17 protein-coding genes, 2 pseudogenes and 1 CRISPR repeat array are annotated in these 21114 nt (G+C 39.4%); of the genes and pseudogenes, 4 read left to right on the top strand and 15 right to left on the bottom strand.

Annotated features, from left to right (window positions below):
- Positions 1–655: 655 nt before the first annotated feature.
- The 4 genes from A0O21_RS05610 to hemW form a co-directional block, all read right to left on the bottom strand.
- Positions 656–1306 carry a TIGR01906 family membrane protein gene (locus tag A0O21_RS05610; RefSeq protein ID WP_067062580.1) on the bottom strand — a complete coding sequence of 217 codons (651 nt, stop codon included), beginning with the start codon at positions 1304–1306 and terminating at the stop codon, positions 656–658.
- Positions 1296–2069 carry a TIGR01457 family HAD-type hydrolase gene (locus tag A0O21_RS05615; RefSeq protein WP_067065170.1) on the bottom strand — a complete coding sequence of 258 codons (774 nt, stop codon included), beginning with the start codon at positions 2067–2069 and terminating at the stop codon, positions 1296–1298. Before A0O21_RS05615 ends, A0O21_RS05610 begins: the two co-directional genes overlap by 11 nt.
- A 454-nt stretch (positions 2070–2523) precedes the next feature.
- Positions 2524–3258 (bottom strand): acyl-ACP thioesterase domain-containing protein, encoded by a 735-nt coding sequence (locus A0O21_RS05620; protein WP_067062584.1) that lies wholly within the window; start codon positions 3256–3258, stop codon positions 2524–2526.
- A gap of 6 nt (positions 3259–3264) precedes the next feature.
- Entirely contained in the window at positions 3265–4395 is a 1131-nt protein-coding gene (gene hemW, locus A0O21_RS05625; protein ID WP_067062587.1) for a radical SAM family heme chaperone HemW, read from the bottom strand.
- 125 nt (positions 4396–4520) lie between these two features.
- Here hemW and A0O21_RS05630 point away from each other — a divergent pair, with 125 nt between their 5' ends.
- Positions 4521–5120 (top strand): TetR/AcrR family transcriptional regulator, encoded by a 600-nt coding sequence (locus tag A0O21_RS05630; RefSeq protein WP_067062591.1) that lies wholly within the window; start codon positions 4521–4523, stop codon positions 5118–5120.
- The gene (locus tag A0O21_RS05635; protein WP_067062594.1) at positions 5117–5680 is read left to right on the top strand and encodes an NAD(P)H-dependent oxidoreductase; all 564 of its coding nucleotides are present in this window, start codon (positions 5117–5119) and stop codon (positions 5678–5680) included. Before A0O21_RS05630 ends, A0O21_RS05635 begins: the two co-directional genes overlap by 4 nt.
- Before the next feature lie 320 nt (positions 5681–6000).
- Positions 6001–6638: direct repeats of the CRISPR family, unit length 28 nt; unit sequence GGATCACCCCCGCGTGTGCGGGTAAAAT.
- 23 nt (positions 6639–6661) lie between these two features.
- Here the strand turns inward: A0O21_RS05635 and cas2e are convergent.
- Genes cas2e through A0O21_RS05675 form a run of 8 tightly spaced genes read right to left on the bottom strand, consistent with a single transcriptional unit; the run spans position 6662 to position 16026 of the window.
- Complete coding sequence (gene cas2e, locus A0O21_RS05640) at positions 6662–7564, bottom strand: type I-E CRISPR-associated endoribonuclease Cas2e (protein WP_067062600.1); 903 nt, start codon at positions 7562–7564, stop codon at positions 6662–6664.
- A 1-nt stretch (position 7565) separates the two neighbouring features.
- Positions 7566–8507: a type I-E CRISPR-associated endonuclease Cas1e gene (gene cas1e / locus A0O21_RS05645; RefSeq protein ID WP_067062603.1), complete on the bottom strand. Its 942-nt coding sequence runs from the start codon at positions 8505–8507 to the stop codon at positions 7566–7568.
- A gap of 2 nt (positions 8508–8509) precedes the next feature.
- Positions 8510–9154 (bottom strand): type I-E CRISPR-associated protein Cas6/Cse3/CasE, encoded by a 645-nt coding sequence (gene cas6e, locus A0O21_RS05650; RefSeq protein WP_067062607.1) that lies wholly within the window; start codon positions 9152–9154, stop codon positions 8510–8512.
- Between the two features lie 2 nt (positions 9155–9156).
- Positions 9157–9885: a type I-E CRISPR-associated protein Cas5/CasD gene (gene cas5e, locus A0O21_RS05655; RefSeq protein ID WP_067062611.1), complete on the bottom strand. Its 729-nt coding sequence runs from the start codon at positions 9883–9885 to the stop codon at positions 9157–9159.
- Between the two features lie 15 nt (positions 9886–9900).
- Positions 9901–10977 carry a type I-E CRISPR-associated protein Cas7/Cse4/CasC gene (gene cas7e / locus A0O21_RS05660; RefSeq protein WP_067062614.1) on the bottom strand — a complete coding sequence of 359 codons (1077 nt, stop codon included), beginning with the start codon at positions 10975–10977 and terminating at the stop codon, positions 9901–9903.
- A complete protein-coding gene (gene casB / locus A0O21_RS05665) occupies positions 10967–11563 on the bottom strand; it encodes a type I-E CRISPR-associated protein Cse2/CasB (RefSeq protein ID WP_067062618.1) in 597 nt (198 codons plus the stop codon). The genes cas7e and casB overlap by 11 nt, the downstream gene beginning before the upstream one ends.
- A 12-nt stretch (positions 11564–11575) precedes the next feature.
- A complete protein-coding gene (locus A0O21_RS05670; RefSeq protein WP_067065173.1) occupies positions 11576–13243 on the bottom strand; it encodes a type I-E CRISPR-associated protein Cse1/CasA in 1668 nt (555 codons plus the stop codon).
- Positions 13244–13248: 5 nt separating this feature from the next.
- The gene (locus A0O21_RS05675; protein WP_067062622.1) at positions 13249–16026 is read right to left on the bottom strand and encodes a CRISPR-associated helicase/endonuclease Cas3; all 2778 of its coding nucleotides are present in this window, start codon (positions 16024–16026) and stop codon (positions 13249–13251) included.
- A 197-nt stretch (positions 16027–16223) separates the two neighbouring features.
- On the opposite strand from A0O21_RS05675, the pseudogene A0O21_RS05680 reads away from it, so the two are divergent.
- A pseudogene (locus A0O21_RS05680) lies at positions 16224–17173 on the top strand (IS30 family transposase).
- Positions 17174–17450: 277 nt separating this feature from the next.
- Positions 17451–17744: pseudogene (locus tag A0O21_RS11130) on the top strand (transposase); the annotation flags it as partial.
- Positions 17745–17869: 125 nt separating this feature from the next.
- Here the strand turns inward: A0O21_RS11130 and glmM are convergent.
- The 3 genes from glmM to cdaA are packed head-to-tail and all read right to left on the bottom strand — an operon-like array spanning position 17870 to position 21084.
- Complete coding sequence (gene glmM / locus A0O21_RS05685; RefSeq protein WP_067062626.1) at positions 17870–19222, bottom strand: phosphoglucosamine mutase; 1353 nt, start codon at positions 19220–19222, stop codon at positions 17870–17872.
- A 54-nt stretch (positions 19223–19276) separates the two neighbouring features.
- On the bottom strand, positions 19277–20233 hold the full coding sequence (locus tag A0O21_RS05690) for a CdaR family protein (RefSeq protein ID WP_067062630.1): 957 nt from the start codon (positions 20231–20233) through the stop codon (positions 19277–19279).
- Complete coding sequence (gene cdaA, locus A0O21_RS05695) at positions 20230–21084, bottom strand: diadenylate cyclase CdaA (protein ID WP_067062633.1); 855 nt, start codon at positions 21082–21084, stop codon at positions 20230–20232. The genes A0O21_RS05690 and cdaA overlap by 4 nt, the downstream gene beginning before the upstream one ends.
- Positions 21085–21114: the final 30 nt, after the last annotated feature.

Consider the following 21114-nt stretch of genomic DNA (forward strand, 5'->3'; position numbering starts at 1 on the left):
TAATAAGTTATGTTTTAGTTTTATAGTTGTATTTTGAAAATTTCTAACAATAACTTTATATAATTAATACTTGAAAATAAAAAGTAATTATTATATAATATCTTTGTTGGAACTATTCAAAACAACACAGCGAGTTAAAATAAGGCATTGTCCGTACACAACTTGTAAAAGTGGCACCCGATTCGGGTGCTTTTTTATTGATTTATAATTTTTAACTCATATCTTATATTTTACTCTTTTCACCAAAAAAAGCAAGCGCTTCCAAAATATTTACTTTTACCTTTATAAGTTAAAACATACCAAATCAAAAAGCAACGATATTATATTCGTTGCTTTTTAAATGATAGAAACAATCTTAACAGCGTCTGAAGGGGTTGACTGTAAAAAAAGGTTCCTTGAGGTATGCTTATTTATCTTGGGAGGATTCTCTGTTGTAAGACACTGGGAGTGCGGGTAAATCTTTATTAACGGCCGGATTTCGGCTTGTTTTAGCTCAAAAGCCAGCCCCAGAAAAAGGGCAGGAAGAAGGCGAGAAAACCGCAGATAACGAAAATGATTTTGATTCTTTTATTTGCCATAAAGCTTGACTTTATCCAGAAAACAACAGCAAATAGCCAAGATAAGGTAAAAAGTAGCCAATAGTACCAAGCGATAGTCATTGTGTCTCCTTTCTCTGTCTGCGCTGTGCCAACTGTCTTCTGCTTATCCCTACTAAACTGATCATCAAGGCTTCATAGAGAGCCAAGAAGAGCAAAAAGCAATGCATAAAGAAATCTTGCGGCAATATCCAAATCACAGGATCTGTGGCCGGATTGAAAAGCCAGGAAGAATCTCCCGGGAAAAGAACTTGATGAAAAAGTGTAAAGAAATGGTCAAACCCAATAAGAAGGGCGAAAACAGCCGCAACAAGCGGCAGAGCAGCTGCACCCATAAACAGTTTCTCAAATACAAAGAGAGAGCTTTCTTTCCTTGTCTGTCTGAAAAAACGCCAGCTCGGTAAAAGTAAAATTATAAAAAGAGCCTGTGTGGTGTGAAACAAAAGCTTTACATCATGGAAATGCTTGAGTCCGCTTTTGGAAGACGAAAAAGCAGGCAAATGTAAATGCATTTGCAGCGGATTGGTTAAGTAGCCCATCAAAATATTAAAATTGTAAACGATTGTTTTTTGACTGAGGTAAACAGTATTTTCTAAATCCAGCCAGTTTGCTTCTAATGGATAGAAAAGCCAAGCCAGATAAATAGTTATTAAAACAGCCAACGCTAAAAGCCAAAGCCAGGTGCTTAAAAACCATAGTTTATTTTTCATTGAAATTCCATTCATCTAAGCTAGCCAGCACATAATCGGGTTTGACAGGGAGCCCTGCTAGGTCTTCTGCCTTAGTAAAGCCGGTTGTGACAAGCAACGTTGCGATATCATTTTGGATACCAGCCATTATATCGGTTAAGTAATTGTCACCGACCATAATCGCTTCATGGCGCTTAACTCCCAAAATATCCAGAGATTTATTCATGATAATGGCATTTGGTTTGCCGATAAAGACGGGCTGCACTCGTGTGGCAGCTTCCAAAAGTTTGCTGATTGCTCCTGCTCCTGGCAGAAGGCCGCGTTCTGTCGGAATATTTAAGTCCGGATTTGTTCCAATAAAAACTGCTCCTTTTTGGATAGCCAAAGTTGCTGCTGTCAGCTTTTCATAAGTCAGTTCACTGTCCAACCCAACAACGACATAAGCAGGATTCTCCTTATCTTCAGTATAACCTGCCTGACTGATAGCTGTTTGAAGCCCCGCTTCTCCGATAACATAGACTGTCTTTCCGCGGTTCATATCATTCATATAGTCAACGGTTGCCATAGTAGCCGTGTAGATAGTATGCAGCGGAGTTTCCACATGAAACTGCTCAGCCAGCATCTTCTGCACCATTTCAGGCGTCCGGGTAGTATTGTTAGTGACAAGAACGTAAGGGAGATTTCTTTCTTGAAGTCTGCTGATAAACCGCTCACCTGCAGGAATCCGTTCCTTTCCTTTGTAAATCGTTCCGTCTAAGTCAATCAGATAGCCTTTGTAAGTCATCATTTTCAGTCCTTTTCTAAATTAATAACAGTCTGCCAGTTTTGTCTATAAGGTATCTGTTTCTTCTTTGTTTTAGCTTCAAGTAATTTCGATAAATTATTTAATCCAAAGTATCACTGGCAGCAGCCGCAAATTTTTTAGTAAAATGACTGACAGAACCAAGCAACTGTGCTTGCCTTCAGTCTAAATGCAGCTCAAAAGGTATCAAACCACGATTTTTCATCTTGATTAGCCCTAGTGTAAGGAATCCCTCCCATTTGCTCCTTTTTACCCCTGAAATCAGTAAGTCATCTGTCTTTTGAGGACCTTTGACAGCCTGTTTCACGGGTCCTATATATTACGGATAAGACTGGGATAGCCTAAACTAAAGTATTTAACATCATCTCAGCTCAGTTAACAGGTGATTGATACTACAATTCTGTCAGCCAGTTTATCCATTTCTTCTCTTCCATACTCAGTCTGCTTTACTTTTCCATTCTATTTTGGCTTGAGCACGGACAGTGCCGGCACTGGTGATTTCATGTCTGCTGGTTAATCCATCTCTTTCGACTCGGGAGAGGATATCATTACCATAGTAGACTTCCTTAATAAATTTCAGATTCACTTTTTGAGGGATATGCTGGCGCAGAAAATCGATGTCAATAACATCGTACATCCATTCTAAATACTTACTGTTATTGACATGTCCATTTAAATCAAGATCAAAATAGCGCACACGATAAAGTGTTTCCTCAGGGCTCTCCAATGCTGAATATTTGGGCCCGCGTACAATGCGTTTGATTTTTTCGACATCAAAAGCAGCAACAATATCATCAACAACCTGATGAACTTTTCGGCTCTCATAGTCCATAAGGACAAAAACCGAATGGATAAGGACTATTTTATCACCGTTTTCGCCGTAAATAGTGAAATCACGGTAGCAAAAAAGCTTATTATAAGCAGTCGGCTCCGTCTCTATAATAATTTTTTCACCGTATTTTGGCAGACGTTCAATTTCAATATCATATTCAGTAATAATCCAAACAAGATGGTGAGTCTTAAAAATATAATCATCGCCTACGCCTAAACTTAAAGACTGAAGCCCCGATACCTGCAGGGCTAAAGACAGTAAATGCGGCAGTTTAACATTATGATTGACATCTGTCTCATAGAAAGGGACTTGATAATCGACTGCATATTTTTTTCCCATAGTTATTCACTCCAAAATAAATTTCTCTGCAACAGTATCGCCTAAAAAAAGGCCTTTTTTGGTCATTCTTAAATGTCCGTCAGTGATTTGAACAAGGCTGTCAGCTATTAACTCTTCAACAATTTGCCCGTACCGCTTTTCAAAGCTCTCGTGAAATTTTTCTTCAAATCGTGAAATAGAAACACCTGTTTTTTTCCGCAGACCAAGAAAAAGTTCTTCTTCCATCATCTCTTTTTTAGTCAGAACTTCTTCTTCCAACTTTGGATTGCCTGCGGCAACACCTTTGAGATAATGCTGAATCGGACCGCGATTGCGGTAGCGAATGCCATCAAGATAACCCGACGCACCGGCTCCGCAGCCATAATATTCTACATTTGCCCAGTACATCAGGTTATGGCGGCTCTCAAAACCTGGTTTCGTGAAATTCGAAATTTCATAATGCTCAAAGCCGTTTGCTTCCATTTCAGAGATGATGTAGTCAAACATTTCAGCTTCCAAATCTTCACCCGGCAGATTAAGTTTGCCGCGCCGCATTTTATTCATAAAAACTGTATGGTGTTCTAAAATCAGGCTGTAAAGGCTGAGATGAGGAACATCGAGTGCCAAAGCTTTTGCCACATTCTCCTTAACATCTGCCAAGGTTTGGCCGGGAAGGGCATAAATCAGATCAATGGAGATATTATTAAATCCGGCTGCCTTTAAACTGTCAATACTGTCGTAAATTTGTGCTTCATTATGACCGCGCCCGATCTGCTTAAGCTGCCGATTATTAAAAGTCTGCACCCCTAAGGAAACGCGGTTAACAGCTGAACGCTTGAGCACCTCAATTTTTTCGGGACTTAAATCACCGGGATTAGCTTCGATTGTGAATTCGTCCAGCCTTCCCAAATCAAGATGCCTTACCAGATTGGTTAGAAGCCAGTCCAGCTGCTCTGCCGAAATGGCTGTAGGCGTGCCGCCTCCTATATAGAGTGTCTGCAGCTCCCTGATATCATAGCTTTCATACTCACGAATAAGAGCCTGCAGATAAGCATCAACAGGCTGATTTTTGATAAAAACTTTTGAAAAATCACAATAATAGCAAATTTGTGTACAGAAGGGTATGTGGATATAAGCTGAGGTCGGTTTTTTTTGCATATCTTTATTTTACCACTTTTCAGTTAAAAAGGCGGCCGTAAATTATTGACAAAAAAATAAAGACAGTGTATACTAAACACAAAAAAGTATACACTGTCTACTTTTTGTGTGCGAAAGGAGGTATCATGAAACGCCACACAGCTGAGCTTAAAGAAAAACTTATCCAGACTGGGGTTGAGGAAATTAAAAAACACGGAATTGATAAGCTGTCGCTTCGGAATGTTGCGAAGAGATGCGGTGTGACACACGGTACGCCATATAAGCATTTCGACAGCAAGGAGGGCTATCTTAAAATTATCTTTGAGAGGCTGTCACATATCTGCAGCCGGGAGCTGCAAAATGATATTATCCCGACTGAACCAGCCAGACAGCAGCTAGCAAAAATGGGATACAATTTTGTCACTTTTGCTGAAGCCTATCCTTATATTTTCGAAGCTCTCTTTATCAAATACCCTTTCAACTATCTGAAAATTAAAGATGAAACCATTATTGCAGACACAGATTTACCAGGCTTTAACGACTTTAAAGCGATTGTCTTGCAGCTGCGTCAGGAAGAAAGTTTAACAGGCAGTGAAGCAGAAAATCTCTTTCACTTCTGGAGTTTCATTTCCGGTTTTGCTATTTTGGTTAACAGCCCGATTGGTGATAATTTTAATCAGCAAACTATTCGGGAAAATATTGACAGTATGTTAACAACTTATATAAAAGGAGGAAAATCATCATGAATTGCTTAATCGTTTACGCACATCCCAATCCCAAAAGCTTCAATGCTGCTGTTTTGAAAACAGTAACAGATAACTTGTCCGCAACACACACGGTCCAACTGATAGACCTATATGCTGATCATTTCGATCCGGTTCTGCGTTTTGATGACGACCATAAAAGACGTGATTTGACTTCTGATCCTGCCACAAAACGATATCGGGATTTGGTGACTTGGGCTGATCAGTTTATTTTTATCTTTCCTATCTGGTGGAGCGGCATGCCTGCAATGATGAAAGGCTTTATCGATCGGGTTTTTGTGGCTGGTTTTGCTTATCATAATACCAATACCGGGCTTAAAGGCCATCTTAATGGCAAGGCATGGATTATCACAACACATAATACACCGGCCTTTATCACCCCTTTTGCTCAAGATTACGGTAAAGTTTTAAAAGGGCAGATTTTAAAAAGCTGCGGCATTCGGCCGGTTAAAATCAGTCAACTAACTGGGATCGAAAAGAACAGTGATCAAGAGCGCCAAAAGAAACTGGCTATGATAGCTCAGACTGCTAAAACGATTTGAACTATTTGAAAATACCTAAAACGGACTTAGCCTAAATTTAAGTGGCTCTATAATTTCTGTAGCGGGGAACCCCCAACAGAGATTGTGGGGTCTTTTTGAGTGTACAAATATTACAATTACAAATTAGCCCAAAATCAGCAAGTTTATCTATTGCCATATCACTTAACGCCCTATCAAAGAAATGACAAAGTAAGATGTTATTTTAGCTTGCACTTTTTGAGAAAAACAGCTGAAATCACTCTCTAACTATAGCCGATTAAAACATTTTTTCAAGAAAATCCCTTAAGGAACTTGACCAATGGTAGAAAAATTCCGGCAGGAGCACACCTCCGCGTGTGCGGGTAAAATTCAAAGACGCTTGCCCTGATGGTAACTTCGCCGGGATCACCCCCGTGTGTGCGGGTAAAATTTCCAAACATATTATTCTTCGTCTCCTTTTTCGGGATCACCCCCGCATGTGCGGGTAAAATCAAGAATTGGACACTCGGCAAGGTTGGGCAGTAGGATCACCCCCGCGTGTGCGGGTAAAATAAAACATTTCATCAACAACTAATTAATCAACCGGGATCACCCCCGCGTGTGCGGGTAAAATTTCAGAACGACATAGATGTTCCCTTGACGGATAGGATCACCCCCGCGTGTGCGGGTAAAATCAGTCAATCAAGCAGCATATCATTTGGCACCAGGGATCACCCCCGTGTGTGCGGGTAAAATTATCAAAAGATGGGTAAACCGGATAGTTTTAGGGGATCACCCCCGCGTGTGCGGGTAAAATGATAATCTAAAAGCAGAACTAAGTGAAAAGGTAGGATCACCCCCGCGTGTGCGGGTAAAATTTCATCTTTATCTTCCAGCTGGCTTAGTAGATGGGATCACCCCCGCGTGTGCGGGTAAAATGCAACTCTTTGAGGTCTTCTTCGGTGGCTTTTGGGATCACCCCCGCGTGTGCGGGTAAAATACTAAAAGATCCCAATAAAGTCGCTATTCATGATTAAACTTCTTCCAAAATTTATTTACTTTAGTAGATAGCTTATAAATGAGTTTTGAATCTGGAAGAGCCCTGTGAGGTACTTTCTCTTCGATACCATATGCCTTTAGTACTGTTTGGAGTTTGTAATTAGGTAAAAATAGCTTTTCATTTTTTACAGTTCTCATTAAATCATGCGTTCTATTCTTCAACAAAGGATAATTTAATTGCGCTAATTCCCTATTTATAAATTTTATATCGAAATTAATACCATAACCAATCAGGTCCAGGTTTTCGATGAAATTTAAAAATTCTTGTAATACAGTCGAAAGGGCCATGCCTTCACGATTCAAAAGTTCCTGACTTATCCCGGTCAGCCGGCTTATACTCTTTGGTAGCGTCTTACCGTAGTGCACTAAATACTCAAATTCTTCGATCTGATTTTGATTAACTTTAATTGCTCCTATTTCTATAATAGTATTTTCATGTTCATTTAGTCCATCCGTTTCGATATCGACAACTACATAAGGGCTCGGGGGAGTATTACTATTTTTAACAGGTGTTGTATATTTTCTGATCTTTCTAAATCTAGCAGCATCACTAAAACCTAATTTAGGTTCTCTGCTAGCAGTATCCAAGCTAGATGGTAACATGACCAAAGGAATACCATCGTAATCCGCAACTTTCTTTTGAGCATTTACAGTATCAAATTGATAGCCGATTTCATTTCTATAGGAATAGCTGATTGTTGCCTCTCCGTTGCCAACATTATCTCGAACCCTTTCCCACAACTGTTCTCGAACCTTTGTATTAAAATTTCCGACATAAACACCAGTCGCAATCTCTTGCATCCATTTTGTTAAATCTCCTTTTAAGGAAGGAGGAACATTTGTTACAGTTATCACCGTTAATGGCATATTAAAAGTTCTCCTCGTAATTCACCCCATGTTTGACCAATCTTTCTTTATCATCCCATAAAGCCAATACGTCTACTAACAATTCTTCTGACTTTTCTATATCTAATAAATACTGGATATCTTTAACAATCCGAGCCATCAATTTCCCATCCACAAAAGAATCCCTGACTCTAAGTCTGGTTAGCTTTCCAATATCATCTTCTGGAGCGCTATTTGCAGCTATTTCAAAAGCAACCGGAATGGTGGTTTCTGCTTTATATAAATCCGCCACATCATAGACAAAAGATAAATCATGACCAGTATGAACAAATCCCAATCCAGGCGATGCACCTAAAGCTACTATAATGCTGTGCACTAATCCATACAAAGCAACATTAGCAGCGGATAAGGCCTGATTGACTGGTGTTCCATCTTCAAAATTTTCAGGATTATATTCCCGCTTCGTCCAAGGGATCTTATATTTTTTAGCTTGCAGGCTATACACTTTTCGAATTCTGGCACCTTCTCGTCCGCGCAATTGCTGCATTGTCAATGCTGAGACATCTTCATTCGGAAATCTCATCTGGTACATTTTCCGGGCTACTTTCAGGCGTGAACGTGAATTAGACACTAACTTAGCTTGCTTTTCCAAAAATCGTGTTGAATGCGCTAAAGATCGGCCATGAGCGTATTGACGTACACCACGCTCACCGACCCAGACTATACTGGTCCCAGTATCTCCGATTAGTTCTATCGCACGATGGCTGATATCAGTACCAGGACCAAGCAAAAGGACACCGATCATCGCAGCTGGTATTCTAACAATCCCTCTGCTGTCTGCAACAGTAATGGCACTGTCGACCCTATTTATCTTGGCATGCTCAACATAAATAAAGCTGACCCTATCACTTATTTTAGGGAGTTCTTTCAAAGAGGTTTTCTTTGCACCAAATTTTTCCTTCATCTTTACTCACCTACAGGAATAACTGTCATCATCCCAAAACCATAAGCTTTCTTTTTACCGACACCCTCTGTTAAAGCCTTTTTAAACAGCTCAACATCATTTACGGTTAAAATTCCTTCATAAACCACTTTGATAAGCCTAATAGATTTTGAATTAGTTTTATTAAAAATCTCATAACCTCTTTCAACAATCGAAAAATCATCTTCTCGCAATGTAAAACCATTTTTCTCAGAACGATTTAGTAAATATTCCATCTGATGTTCAATTGTAACATGAGGCATGAGGACACCTCTTTTGTGATTGTTATCCTTCGACGTCCGAGAGATGACTGGATTGAGGACAAGACGAAACCGCATCCGTTCCCCCTCTTTTAAGGAATTTAAAAAATGATCGTACATCTTAGTCTGAGCACTATTTGCTACGCCATACTTTTCAAGTCGTTTTAAATTAGGTTTTTCTTGGCTTACAATAATCAGATATTGCTTGCCTTGTAATTGGTCAATGCGCCACAGTTTTCTAGTGCGAATTTCTTGTTTAATTTCATCAGGAAAACTTTGCTCCACCCAGCCATGATAAGACTCAATATTCTTTAGATCTTTAATTTTTCGCCGATTATTTCTGTCGATTTCTACTCTTGAAATATACATATTTATCCATCTCCTATACTGCCAAAAACATCATGTTCTGTTTCATTTTCTTTGGCCATGGGATTGAGAACAGTGACATAATCTCTTGTCTCGTAGCGAAAGCCGAATTTTCTTGCCTTTTGAGAAAATGATATAACTCTGTCCTGCCGTAGCTGGTAGGCTTCTTTCTCTAACAGGTAGTTATCTGCATAAATTTCTAAGCTAAAACTAGATTCCCTAGAGTGTTTTTTCATGAACCATTCGGAAGCTTGCCATTCCACTTGTTTCAAACTGTCTAGGGCACTATCGGATGTCATTTTCAAAAGAAAGTCAGCATTCAATGGAAGACTTCGTCTTCCCATAAAAAGCTGAAAGTATGGATTTTTCAAACCTTCTTCAATAGTTGACATCAATACATCATCTTTATGCGAAATGGCAATGATAAACACAGCATCTTCTAAATAATAGCGATTGGTTACATAAGTTCTTTCAAACTCCCCATTGCTTTTATACTTTTTCGCAGTATGATAATCCCGTAATAGTTTACCTTGCTGATCTACCCGAACAGCAAAATCCAAATCATTTAACCGCTGAAGCTTCTCTTCCTCATCTCTGAGGTAGCCAAGACTGGCAGCAATCAATCCAATCACCGCACTTTTTGACGGATAAAAATCTGTATGCCTAGTCTCAAAATGTGAACTGGTTCCCCACGATTGTAAAGGACCAGCCAGTTTTAATAAAATGGTTTTCATTTTATTCACCTACTCTTAAATTAACTGTGACACTTCTTTAGAAAAATCACTCAACAGTTCGGATACAGAATTCTTTTCAATACCTTCAATGTTTTTTAATTCTTCTACATCTTCCAAAGTAATATAGAAGGTCAGCATTGGTTTATTGACAAACTTCTCTACCTTAACGAATTCATTTGCTAATTTTTCAATGGATTGAACCACATAGCCTTCTGTTGATTTCACCGGTTTTTCAAAGGCACTGACAAGACTAATTGGACGGTCATTTCTCAACGTCACAACCAGAGCTTGCGGTAATGTTTGATTGGCAAATGATGTTACCTTCCCTGTCGGAAGAGACTTAACAAAGGCTTCAATAAACAGACTTAAAGAATTAACGAGACTTTCCTTATCACCTAGCTGCTTCATCAAGTCGTGAACAGCTACATTGGCATAACGGTATAAAGTTGAGGAGTTAAACTCAATCGTTCCCAGCATTCCGGCTCCCGCATTATTTTCGGGAGCTAAATCATCCACTGCCGTATAGAAGTCAAATTCCGTCTGCACGGCATGTGTCGAAATGGCGTGAGCAACCTGTGATGAAGCGTCTTCATTCAAAGATGGATCATCTGCCACCATTCGGCCAAATAGAGCGATATCAACAGCTGGAGTGGATTTCATGATTTTTTTCAATTCTTTTTTGTCAGTAATATTATCAATTGCAGCTTGAGCTAATTTTTTGGCTTGAACATCACTTAAAAAGAATAATGCTTTTGCTTTAAAGTCTTTAGTCTTAATCCCTGCTCCATCGTGTAAAATCTTATTAGCTTTGTTCAAAGCATCTTCATCAACAATTGATGAATCCAGTCCAATAATCTTATCTGCTACATATCTAACGATATCCTTAGTTCTCACACCAATATTGTTTTGTTCACTATTATCAGAAAAATACTTTCTAATTGCTCTCTTCCACGATTGCGAACTAACTCTGGCACGTCTGACACCGCCATATTGAGCTGTTTTAGGGCTTCCTGTATCATCTCTGTTAATATTTGATGGTGGAAGTGTTTGAATAGCATGAATGTCTAAAAATAAGTGTTGGTTAGTTGTCATTGTCTTTTTCTCCTTTAAAATTGCGTTTATAGTAGTCCCTTGCCCAAGATAAGCGGACTCTTTCCTGATAACCTCTTAAAAACCAATATAGATCTTCTGATAACTTGGCATAAGCCACCTTGGTTTCAGGTGATTTTGATTTTAATAAGGTGATTAGATGTCTTAAATGATAAACTAATTCTTCAAATGTCGATGATGTTGTTGTGACATTAAATCTTCTGTCTAGTGCTGTCGTATCCTCACCTTGACGAAGCTGTCTAAATGAACAGCCAATATTTTGATACTTATTTTCGTCTCCAGCAAGTACGCTGTAAGATAGACTTTGTTGATGCAAGGCATAGAGTTGTAGTGTGGTCAAAATAGCCCATTCTTCATAGCTAGTATGTCCATTACATCCTAAAAATTCCTCTGGTAAATCTTCAAACAAAATAGGCCAAACAGCCACTGTCTCACTGATTGGCTTTCCAATAGATTGACGCAATCTTGCCAACATAGCTTTTCCTGATGATGTATTCTTTTGCTTACTTAATTTTATTAGAATTTTACTCGTTGTTGAAGCAACCTTTACTTTCTTTTGTTCTGGCATCTTATCCCTCCTTTATTTTAAATTTTGACTGAGCCAATAACTAAATTCATTGTAGGCTGTTGCGATATTCTTCACAGATTTACCTTCAACAATTCCGATATAATCTCTATTTCCGCCATTAGACAACAGCGTCTTGGCTTCATCTTCTACAAGATTTTTTAAGGTTTTTCGCCAATCCATCACTTTCACATCTTTTTCATCATTAGGCTGAATACTGGCTAGCCACTGTCTGAAAGGCTGATCAATTTTGAAATATAACTCTTCGATTTTCTGACTTGTAAATGAATTTGAGGAGATATTGCGTATTTCCTTTATATCATCAATATATTTTTTATAAGTTTTGGAGATGACTTTTTTAGTTTCTTCCACAGTATCATTAATTCGAGGAACCCAACCGCCTTCCTCTAAATCAGCCAGTACAAGTTCATTGATGGAAAGATAGTCAGTGATTTCGTCAGTGGGAACCCATGATGTAGCATTACCATCTTCCTGCATACTAACAGCATAAATAATGATATTCTTATTTCCAATTTCTTTTTCAATCCCCTTTAGCCAATCAATTATTCCAGGCTTTCTTAAATTACTTGCAGTATCTTTAATTGCCAAAAGCCCAAAAGAGCGCCATAAAGATTGATTTAATGAATGTTTTTGCGGTGTATAAGTATCTTTATTCCCACCGGTCTGATTATATCTCCATAGACTCATAGGTTCCAAAAAATTATCTTGATGATTAATATCTGGTAATTTTACTATCTCAAATGAAAACGGAGAACTTAAATCTATATCAGGATTAATATAGACCCCTCTACTCCAAATTGTATACAAGCTAGCAATATTGCTCATTTTATTATGGTAAAGATAACCATCTATTAAATCACTGCTGCTGTTTTCCCAGCAAGGCAGCTGAATATGAATAAGATTATCCTTTTCGTCATAATCCAAAATACAGTTTAGCATCAAGGTTTCAAATAAACTATTTCCTTTAATATAAAGCCCTCCGATATCAAACAGCCAGCCTTTTGAGGATTTATATTTTTCCTGTCCAAAAATAACTTTATCAGATAATCCTGAATATCCTTGAAAAGTAAGCAGCCATCTTGCTACTTCAGACGCCCTTAATACTTCCTTATTTTTATTAGTTTTAGGAGAAAACAGGGCAATTTTATTTCCACTTTCTGAAATTGTTCTATCAATATTTTTACCTGAAATAGAACTTGCCTTCGCTTTGCTGATTTTATCTTTATCAATATCCTCTTTCCTCACCTGAAAAAAAGGATGGTCTTCATCAAAAAGATAAAATCGGTCACGCCACTTTTCTAAGTATTGGCTGACAATTTCTGGGAATTGTCCTTGTTCCCAAAGATTTACCCAAGTTTCATACAAAGCATCGCTGTAGTCCTCAATATCTTCCTCATCAACTTTTTCAATTTGTCTTAAACGCTCATCTACTTCGAGACAGTCATAAGGGTTCCCATCTGCATCAAATCTTGAGAAAACTGTATGTAAGACGGCCAAAAGAACTCTCAACACAGCAAAATCCTGCGTTTTTGTATCGCCAGCTAAGTCCTTATATTGGTGAGCATGAGCAAATAATTCCAAGAAAGACACCTCTTTGGTATGTCCTCTCTCATCATAAACAACTGAAATCCAAGGCTCATCTAGTAAATTAAAGCGGCTCAAACCCATCACACCCTTTCTGCTTGCAGCCCATATTTTTCGTCATATTTTAACCTAAAACCATTTAGCGTAAACTCATTATCTTCGTTAAAGATAACCCCCAGCGAACCTTTTAGCCATGAAGAGTTGCTCCAATCAGGCAAATGTCTCATATGATATTCTTCAAGCTCTTTAATTGTTTTATCAGCATTATAAGATTTGGATAAGGCTAAAGGTAATCGCAATGTATTCTGTGCGACCTGTTTGGCTAGATTAGAGGCCGTAATATCAGCTGAAATATCTTTATTTTCTCCAAATAAACCATACCCACTCTCCACTACTTTTAAAGCAACAACTTCAATGGTATCTTCACTATCTCTGACCTGCGCATATGCTTTTTCCTCACTCTCGTCAGGATTAGGTTTTTTTAGCCAGCCTATAAGATTTTCTGGACGTCTTCTAGACGGCTTCAAAACGGGATTGTCAATTCGATAATTCTTAGCCTTGGTTTCTTTACTTTCAATTTTAACTTTGTATTCCTTCTGTGCCTCAATGTATCTGACATTTAATTTATCCCCGAAGTTAATCTCTTGTTCAAAATCATATGCCTTCTGAACAAGTGGAGAAATATCTGCGGGTAAATGGATAGAATCTGGCAAGAAATACTGTGTTCTGGCTAAGAGATAATCACCGTAAACAAAGGAAGACCCTTCTTCAAAATCCAAACTCTCACTAGTTCCCAATACATAGAATCGAGGCTCTTTGTGCTTTGTTGGCCTTTTTATATCATGTCGGTGCAGTCGTCCCACCCGCTGAATTAACAAATCCATCGGTGCTAAGTCACTAATCAATACGTCAAAATCAATATCTAAAGACTGCTCAATGACCTGCGTTCCAATAATAATTTTTCGTTTAGGCCTTTGGGCTTTTTTGCCAATTATCTTCAGGAGTTCCTTTTCTTTTTGCATTCTCTGTGTTGCAATAAAGCCTGAGTGCAAGAGATCTACCATATCTTCACCAAATTTTTCTGCAAAAGTTTTGGCTAGTTCCTGAGCTCTCTTCACTGTATTGATAATAAGACCAAGGACTCCTCCATCCAGAAGTTCTTTTTCTACGGTCTCCAGTAACTCCTCTTCTTTCAGCCTTTCAACTGTAATCGTTTTGTTTTCACTCTGTCGGAAGTCTTTTATTTGATAAACGTCATTCCCATCGTTATAGGTAACCAAAGGGTAAGCATCGGTTTTTAAATTTTCAGCTAGCTCTTTTCTTTCTTTTTTATTAAACTCTTTCCCCAGACCAAGCATATAGTTTTTTAACAGTTCCACTCTTCTTTCAGCAGGCAAGGTTGCCGATAAAATGATAACTGGTACACCATAGGCACCCATCCAGCGGATTGCTTCCAGCAAATACTGGTTCATGTAGGAATCATAGGCATGCACCTCATCAATAATCACGACTTTTTTACTAAAGCCCAAGTGCCGTAAAGCAAGATGTTTTTGTTTTAAGGCTACCATCAAAAACTGATCAACTGTACCGATAACAAAGTCATCTAATGAAGCAGTCTTTCTGCCGGAAAACCACTGATTAACAATAACGCTACCATTCTCTTCAAAGTAATCGCTATTGATATTACTAGCAGTTGGTAACTCTGAAAAGGCTTCGTTCAGTTGGGCTTTACCATGCACGAGATGAATAGAAACATTTTCATTTTCTTCTAGGTCTTTTCGGATGCTTTCAAGCCACTTTTCTATTCTGCGAAAAATCCCATTGGAAGTTGCTTGAGTAGGTAAGCCAAAAAAGATCCCATTTCTTCCTGTTTTAGCTGCCAGCTGTTCTGTTGCTATTAAAGCGGCTTCTGTTTTCCCTACACCCATCGGAGCTTCTAAAATAAAGATCCCAGGTTTTCTTGTATTAACGATCGTATCCGCAAGTACAGTCTGCACATCTCTAGGCTTAAAACCAAAACGGCTTTTATAAACCTTTTCAAAGTCAATAAGATCTGCGGGTTCCCACAAACGCGTTTTCTTCCACTCAGAAAAACCAATTTGTATTCTGTTTGATGGATCACTTACTTCTGCATCATCAACCGATAACAAAGGAAAATAATCTTCATTGCTAGCAATCCAGTCAGCCATAATGAGAACTCCAGATAAAATAACCTGAGCAGGCTGTTTAACCTTAGGCAAATCCTCAACGCTTGTAAAGCCGCTAACCTCTAATCCCCAGTTAAAAATATTTCTCTGGGCTTGCTCCCATTTTTGATGAATTTTATTCTCCGAGTCTTGAATTTGAAAATAATTAGTTGGATACGATTGACCCTGACTTTTATAATCTTCAGTAGAATCAATCGGTTTGCCATGGTGGCCGCCAATGATGGTCGCAAGGTCTTCCCTGACTCCATATCTATATAAAAGGTACTGACCGGCAATACTATGGTGACTTTGCCTAGGTTTAGCCAATTGAAGAGAACTGATTCCTTCAAAACCCGATCGTTCTAACTTTTCTAAAAGTTGCAGATCTAAATCCTCAGAATTTGAATAGCCTTTTTGAGTCTGAAAAGCTGGTGTAGCCTTTCCTATGTCATGCACTGCAGCTAAAAATTGAGCAACTCGTTTGCCTAAATCTTCTGCTTTATAAGCACTTTCTAATGACTCTTCAATCAATCGCTTTTGCCCGTCTCCTAACCAATGTTCCCACAACAGGCCAGCTACATTCTTTGTGTCTTCTAAATGCTGCATCAGAGAAAGCCAAAGCAGTCGACCGCTGTCTTCACGCTTTTTTGCCCAAAAATAAGACTTTCTTTTCATAGATAAAAATCCTTTATCCTTTATAATATCAACTAGTCAGAATATTACAAAAATTTCTATTCTGCTACGATTATACCATATAATACCACATAAAAAACAGTTTTTTATCCCAATTTGTATAATTAAGCTAGACAGAAAAAGCCATCTATGTTAGGCTCAGATAAACTACCACATTTGTCTGAAAGGAACTAACATAAATGACCTACACTCATCTTACCACAAATGAACTCGTAATGATAGAGGCATATTACCAAGCAGGGAAGAAAGTTTGCGATATTTCCAAGTCACTTGTCAGAGCACGTCAAACGATTTATAATGTTCTTTCTTTCCTAAAAGCTGGTCATTCGGCTTATGACTATTATGAACGCTACAAAGCCAACAAGAAGCGTTGTGGTCGGAAAAACACCCAACTCACAAAGCCAGTACAAGACTTTATCCAATCACGTTTAGAATTGGGGTGGAGTCTCGATGTGATAAAAGGGACTCATCCTGATAAAATTCCTTGTTCTATGAGAACCCTTTATTGCTTAGCTGACCGGGGTATCATCGATAAAAAAGATTTACCTTGGCAAGGGAAACGAAAGTCCAATGGGAAGAAAGAAACTCGCGGAAAACAAGCGTTTCGCAGAGATATTCGTCAACGTGCTGAAATGTATCCAGAGTTTGATACTGAATTTGGTCATCTTGAAGGGGATACCATTGTTGGTAAGAATCACAAAAGTGCCGTTATTACGCTAGTTGAGAAGCAGTCAAAACGATTATCACACTTCAAACCAATGGACGAAAAGCTAGTGATATTGAGTATTCAGTCAGTAAGTAGATGTCACAGTTTCCAAAACATCTCTTTAAGTCCATTACTTTTGATTGCGGGAAAGAATTCTCGAATTGGCAGTCCATTTCCAATAAACATGACATTGACATATTCTTTGCGGATCCAGGATGTCCGGGTTAACGCGTTCTAAATGAACATTCTAATGACTTATTAAGACGACACGGACTTCCTAAGCAAATGGACTTCAGCGGCATTTCTCAAAAATGTTTATCAGCTATAGCTGATAAGAGAAATAGAATTTCAAGAAAATCATTGAACTACAAAACACCTTATCACGTTTTTCTGACTAACATCAAAATGTCTAACTTAATTTGACAAATGAGGTATTTAAAACAATCTTATAATTTGGCTCTATAATTTCTGTAGTGGGGACACCCCGACAGAGATTGTGGAGTCTTTTTGACTACACAAAAAATCCCATATAATCTATAACTCAAAGCAACCGAACACACATTGAAATCCGTTCTAAGTCAGACTATGCTATACTTCTGTATCTTACCCTCCTTATCAAAGACAAACGGCAAAGTCTGGCTTTCTAAAGCCGCCATTCGTAAGCTGAAGGAATTAACCTTTAAGCCTGGGCTTTCCTTCCTTTCACTTTCAGGAGAAAAATCTGACTGCTTCTTTGACTTAATAGGCGATAGCTTTGAAGCGGTCAATCCAGTTTTTCAGACTGTCTTTAAAACGTTTAAAAATAGGGACTCAAGATAATCAATGCCTTTGGACAGTCTTACTCCAGCGCTAAACCTAGAAGTCACAAACAATCTTATTAAGGTCATCAAACGCATATGTTTGGCCTTAGGAAGAGGCATACTTTAAGACACGGCTTTTAGCGCCCTCAACATCAAAAGAGAGAACCAATCTGGCCCTCTCTCTAGTCTTATGATTAAATCACTTGTCATCTAGTCTCTACAGTTGATAATGAGCCGTTTTTTCTTATCAGTATGGCATGACATCGTAGGATTCAGTGTGCAGTGCTTGTTCTCTGCACGTATTGTTACCGATAAGTGCCTACTCGATACCAATTTCTGCTTGAACTACTTCTGCGATAGTATCGACATAATAAGCGACTTGTTCGTCTGTCGGAGCTTCTGCCATCACGCGCAGAAGCGGCTCAGTTCCGCTTGGCCTGACCAAAATCCGGCCGTTGCCGCCCATCTCTGCTTCCATTTTTTCTATAACAGCAGCAATAGCAGGCACTTCTGTCGCTTTTTCCTTCATTTTGTTATCGACACGGATATTGACAAGTTTTTGCGGATAGATGGTCACTTCTGCAGCTAGTTCAGATAATTTTTTACCTGTCTCCCGCATGACTTTTGTCAGCTGAATAGCCGTCAGCTGGCCATCACCGGTTGTGTTGTAATCCATAATAATCACATGGCCTGACTGTTCACCGCCAAGATTATAGCCTGATTTACGCATTTCTTCCACAACATAACGGTCACCCACTGCTGTAATCACTTTATTGATTCCTTGGCTGTCCAGAGCTTTATGGAAGCCCAGATTAGACATGACCGTTGTCACAATGGTATTTTGAACCAGCTCACCTTTTTCTGAAAGATATTTGCCGATAATATACATGACCTTATCGCCGTCAACAATCTGACCGTTCTCATCGATTGCTATAAGGCGGTCGCTGTCTCCATCAAAGGCCAGACCAACATCAGCAGCTGTTTTTTGAACTGTTTCCTGAAGCTGTTCAGGGTGGGTAGAGCCGATGCCGTCATTGATATTGAGGCCGTCTGGTTTTTCCCCGATCACTGTAATATCAGCGTTTAAATCGAGAAAAATATCTCTGGCTGTCACAGCAGCAGCTCCGTTGGCAGTATCCAGAGCCACTTTCATACCGGCTAAGTCACTGCCTGTTGAAATCAGAAATTTTTCGTACTTACGCAGACCTTCCGGATAGTCGACTACTCTTCCCAGTCCCTGAGCTGACGGACGCGGCAGAAGATCAGTCTCGGCTTCTAAAAGCGTTTCGATTTCCAGTTCACGGTCATCATCCAGTTTAAAACCGTCACTTCCAAAAAATTTGATACCGTTATCCAAGGCCGGGTTATGGCTGGCAGAAATCATGACACCCGCACTGGCTTTTTCAGTACGCACAAGATAAGACACACCTGGTGTCGCTAAAACACCTAACTTGTAGACTTCTATCCCAACAGACAGCAAACCTGCAACAAGGGCAGATTCCAACATTTCACCCGATATTCGGGTATCGCGTGCAACAAAAACACGCGGACGGTCTGCTTCGTGCTGGCTGAGAACGTAGCCGCCGAAACGTCCGAGTTTAAAAGCTAATTCCGGTGTCAATTCCACATTAGCTTCACCGCGTACACCGTCTGTGCCAAAGTATTTTCCCATAATTTTTCAGCGAATTTTTCGCTTCCTCCATTCAATAGTCTTTGTTATTATCTATTATTTTTTCTTGGTTGTCAACTCAACAGTAACCGCCGAAGGATCGACAGTGACATTATCAGCAGACAGATTGAGTGTCTTGCTGGTATCCTTTGTCACATCAGAAATATCAATTTCAGCCACAACCTGATCAACAGCATCCAAAGCTTCCTGAGTCCCCGAAATCGTTACTGTATCCTGACTTAGTTTATAGTCAACGGACTCTAAATTACTGGCCAAGGTCCCTGTAGTTTTGACCGTCAGCGGCACCGTTTTGGTTAATTTCTTAACATTGACTGTCAGAGTAGCCTTAGCAGGTTCAATAACACTGGCTAAAATTTTTCCGTCTGAAGCAACGGCCTGCAGCGTAACTCTGCCGCTGTAGTCACTGTCCAGCACCTCATCTTCCGGGAGACGGGCAATGACATGGTCAACCTGTTCGATAGTGGTTTCGTCGCTGGTCACCTCTACTTCTGTCAGATTAACCGAAACTTTTTTCAGAGCATAGCCAGCAGCAAATTGATTGCTTTCCACCTGGCCCTGAACAGGGAAGGTTTTTGTCTTTTTTTTGCCAATGGTTACCGAGATATTCTCCGGTAAAACCGCTGCTGTCATTCCGGAAGGCAAATCGGTCACCTGCAGGGGAGCAGTTGTCGTCCCAGTTGAAAGTCCTGTTAAATCAGCCACAACTTTGAAACTTCTTGTATCACTGTTTATTTCAGAATCTAGTTTAACACGGTTGGTTGAGGTTAAATAGACCTCTGCTTCGTAGGAATAACCGCTGATAAAGTACTGATCACTGTCATACTTGATATCTATCGGAACATCAGACAAGGTATGCGTATAGGTTTCCGCAAGACCGGAGGTCTGAGTGCCAGAATTGTTATACTGACTGGCAGCAGCTGTTAAAAAAAGAAGCACAGAGAGAAAAATGGAAACAAGCGCTAGCCAGACATGGCTGTTAAAAAGCTTTTTCATCTTTTTTTCCTCCTTCTTAATAACCGTTTATACCACGTTTTTTGTTCGTCCTGCTCAACCATGAATTGGGTTCGCAGAACAGCCGCAAAATTGTCCAAACTTAAATCATGCAGAAACTCCCCTTTCGCAGCAACTGATATGGCACCTGTTTCTTCGGAAACAATAACTGTCAGGGCATCAGAATGCTCGGATAAGCCGATTGCTGCCCGGTGACGTGTCCCAAATTCTTTTGAAATGGCTGTTGATTCGGACAAAGGGAGATAGGCTGAAGATACAGCAATTTTATTTCCCCGGATAATCACCGCTCCATCATGAAGCGGTGTGTTGGGAATAAAAATATTGATTAACAATTGGCTGGAAATATCTGCATCCAACGGTATCCCAGTCAAAATATATTCTTGCAGGGTCTGCGTCCGTTCAATTGAAATCAGAGCTCCGATTTTACGGGGGCTCATATAAGCCGCAGCATCAACTAAGGCCTCAATCATTTTCTCTTCATCACTGAGCTGCTGCTTCTGCAGAAAGACCTGTGTCGTCCGTCCGAATCTCTCTAAGCCTGAACGGATTTCCGGAGCGAAAATGACAACTGCGGCAATCACACCGTAAGTGATAACCTGATTCATCAAGTAGGTAATCGTTGTAAAGCCAATCCACTCTGCCACAAATCTAAAAACAATAAACAGTAAAACTCCCTGAACCAGAGACATAATCTTAGTACCGGCCAAAACCTTAATAAATTTGTAAATCAGCCAAGCGACAATTAGAATATCCAAGACATGAATGACAAAAAGCCAGGGGCTTTCAAACAGGCTCGCCCAAAACTTAGCGTCAATAGATGTTAAATGACTCATACGTTTATCTCTTTCTTTTAATATGCATTT

Origin of the sequence: Streptococcus pantholopis, from assembly GCF_001642085.1 — a bacterium.
GTDB lineage: Bacteria > Bacillota > Bacilli > Lactobacillales > Streptococcaceae > Streptococcus > Streptococcus pantholopis.

What these genes read in the sequence shown, in the direction of transcription:
- cas5e (WP_067062611.1), bottom strand. Translation starts at nt 9,885, where the DNA reads ATGAAAACCATTTTATTAAAACTGGCTGGTCCTTTACAATCGTGGGGA.
- hemW (WP_067062587.1), bottom strand. Translation starts at nt 4,395, where the DNA reads ATGCAAAAAAAACCGACCTCAGCTTATATCCACATACCCTTCTGTACA.
- glmM (WP_067062626.1), bottom strand. Translation starts at nt 19,222, where the DNA reads ATGGGAAAATACTTTGGCACAGACGGTGTACGCGGTGAAGCTAATGTG.
- A0O21_RS05635 (WP_067062594.1), top strand. Translation starts at nt 5,117, where the DNA reads ATGAATTGCTTAATCGTTTACGCACATCCCAATCCCAAAAGCTTCAAT.
- A0O21_RS05610 (WP_067062580.1), bottom strand. Translation starts at nt 1,306, where the DNA reads ATGAAAAATAAACTATGGTTTTTAAGCACCTGGCTTTGGCTTTTAGCG.
- A0O21_RS05620 (WP_067062584.1), bottom strand. Translation starts at nt 3,258, where the DNA reads ATGGGAAAAAAATATGCAGTCGATTATCAAGTCCCTTTCTATGAGACA.
- A0O21_RS05690 (WP_067062630.1), bottom strand. Translation starts at nt 20,233, where the DNA reads ATGAAAAAGCTTTTTAACAGCCATGTCTGGCTAGCGCTTGTTTCCATT.
- A0O21_RS05630 (WP_067062591.1), top strand. Translation starts at nt 4,521, where the DNA reads ATGAAACGCCACACAGCTGAGCTTAAAGAAAAACTTATCCAGACTGGG.
- casB (WP_067062618.1), bottom strand. Translation starts at nt 11,563, where the DNA reads ATGCCAGAACAAAAGAAAGTAAAGGTTGCTTCAACAACGAGTAAAATT.
- cas7e (WP_067062614.1), bottom strand. Translation starts at nt 10,977, where the DNA reads ATGACAACTAACCAACACTTATTTTTAGACATTCATGCTATTCAAACA.
- A0O21_RS05675 (WP_067062622.1), bottom strand. Translation starts at nt 16,026, where the DNA reads ATGAAAAGAAAGTCTTATTTTTGGGCAAAAAAGCGTGAAGACAGCGGT.
- cas2e (WP_067062600.1), bottom strand. Translation starts at nt 7,564, where the DNA reads ATGCCATTAACGGTGATAACTGTAACAAATGTTCCTCCTTCCTTAAAA.
- cdaA (WP_067062633.1), bottom strand. Translation starts at nt 21,084, where the DNA reads ATGAGTCATTTAACATCTATTGACGCTAAGTTTTGGGCGAGCCTGTTT.
- cas6e (WP_067062607.1), bottom strand. Translation starts at nt 9,154, where the DNA reads ATGTATATTTCAAGAGTAGAAATCGACAGAAATAATCGGCGAAAAATT.
- A0O21_RS05615 (WP_067065170.1), bottom strand. Translation starts at nt 2,069, where the DNA reads ATGACTTACAAAGGCTATCTGATTGACTTAGACGGAACGATTTACAAA.
- cas1e (WP_067062603.1), bottom strand. Translation starts at nt 8,507, where the DNA reads ATGAAGGAAAAATTTGGTGCAAAGAAAACCTCTTTGAAAGAACTCCCT.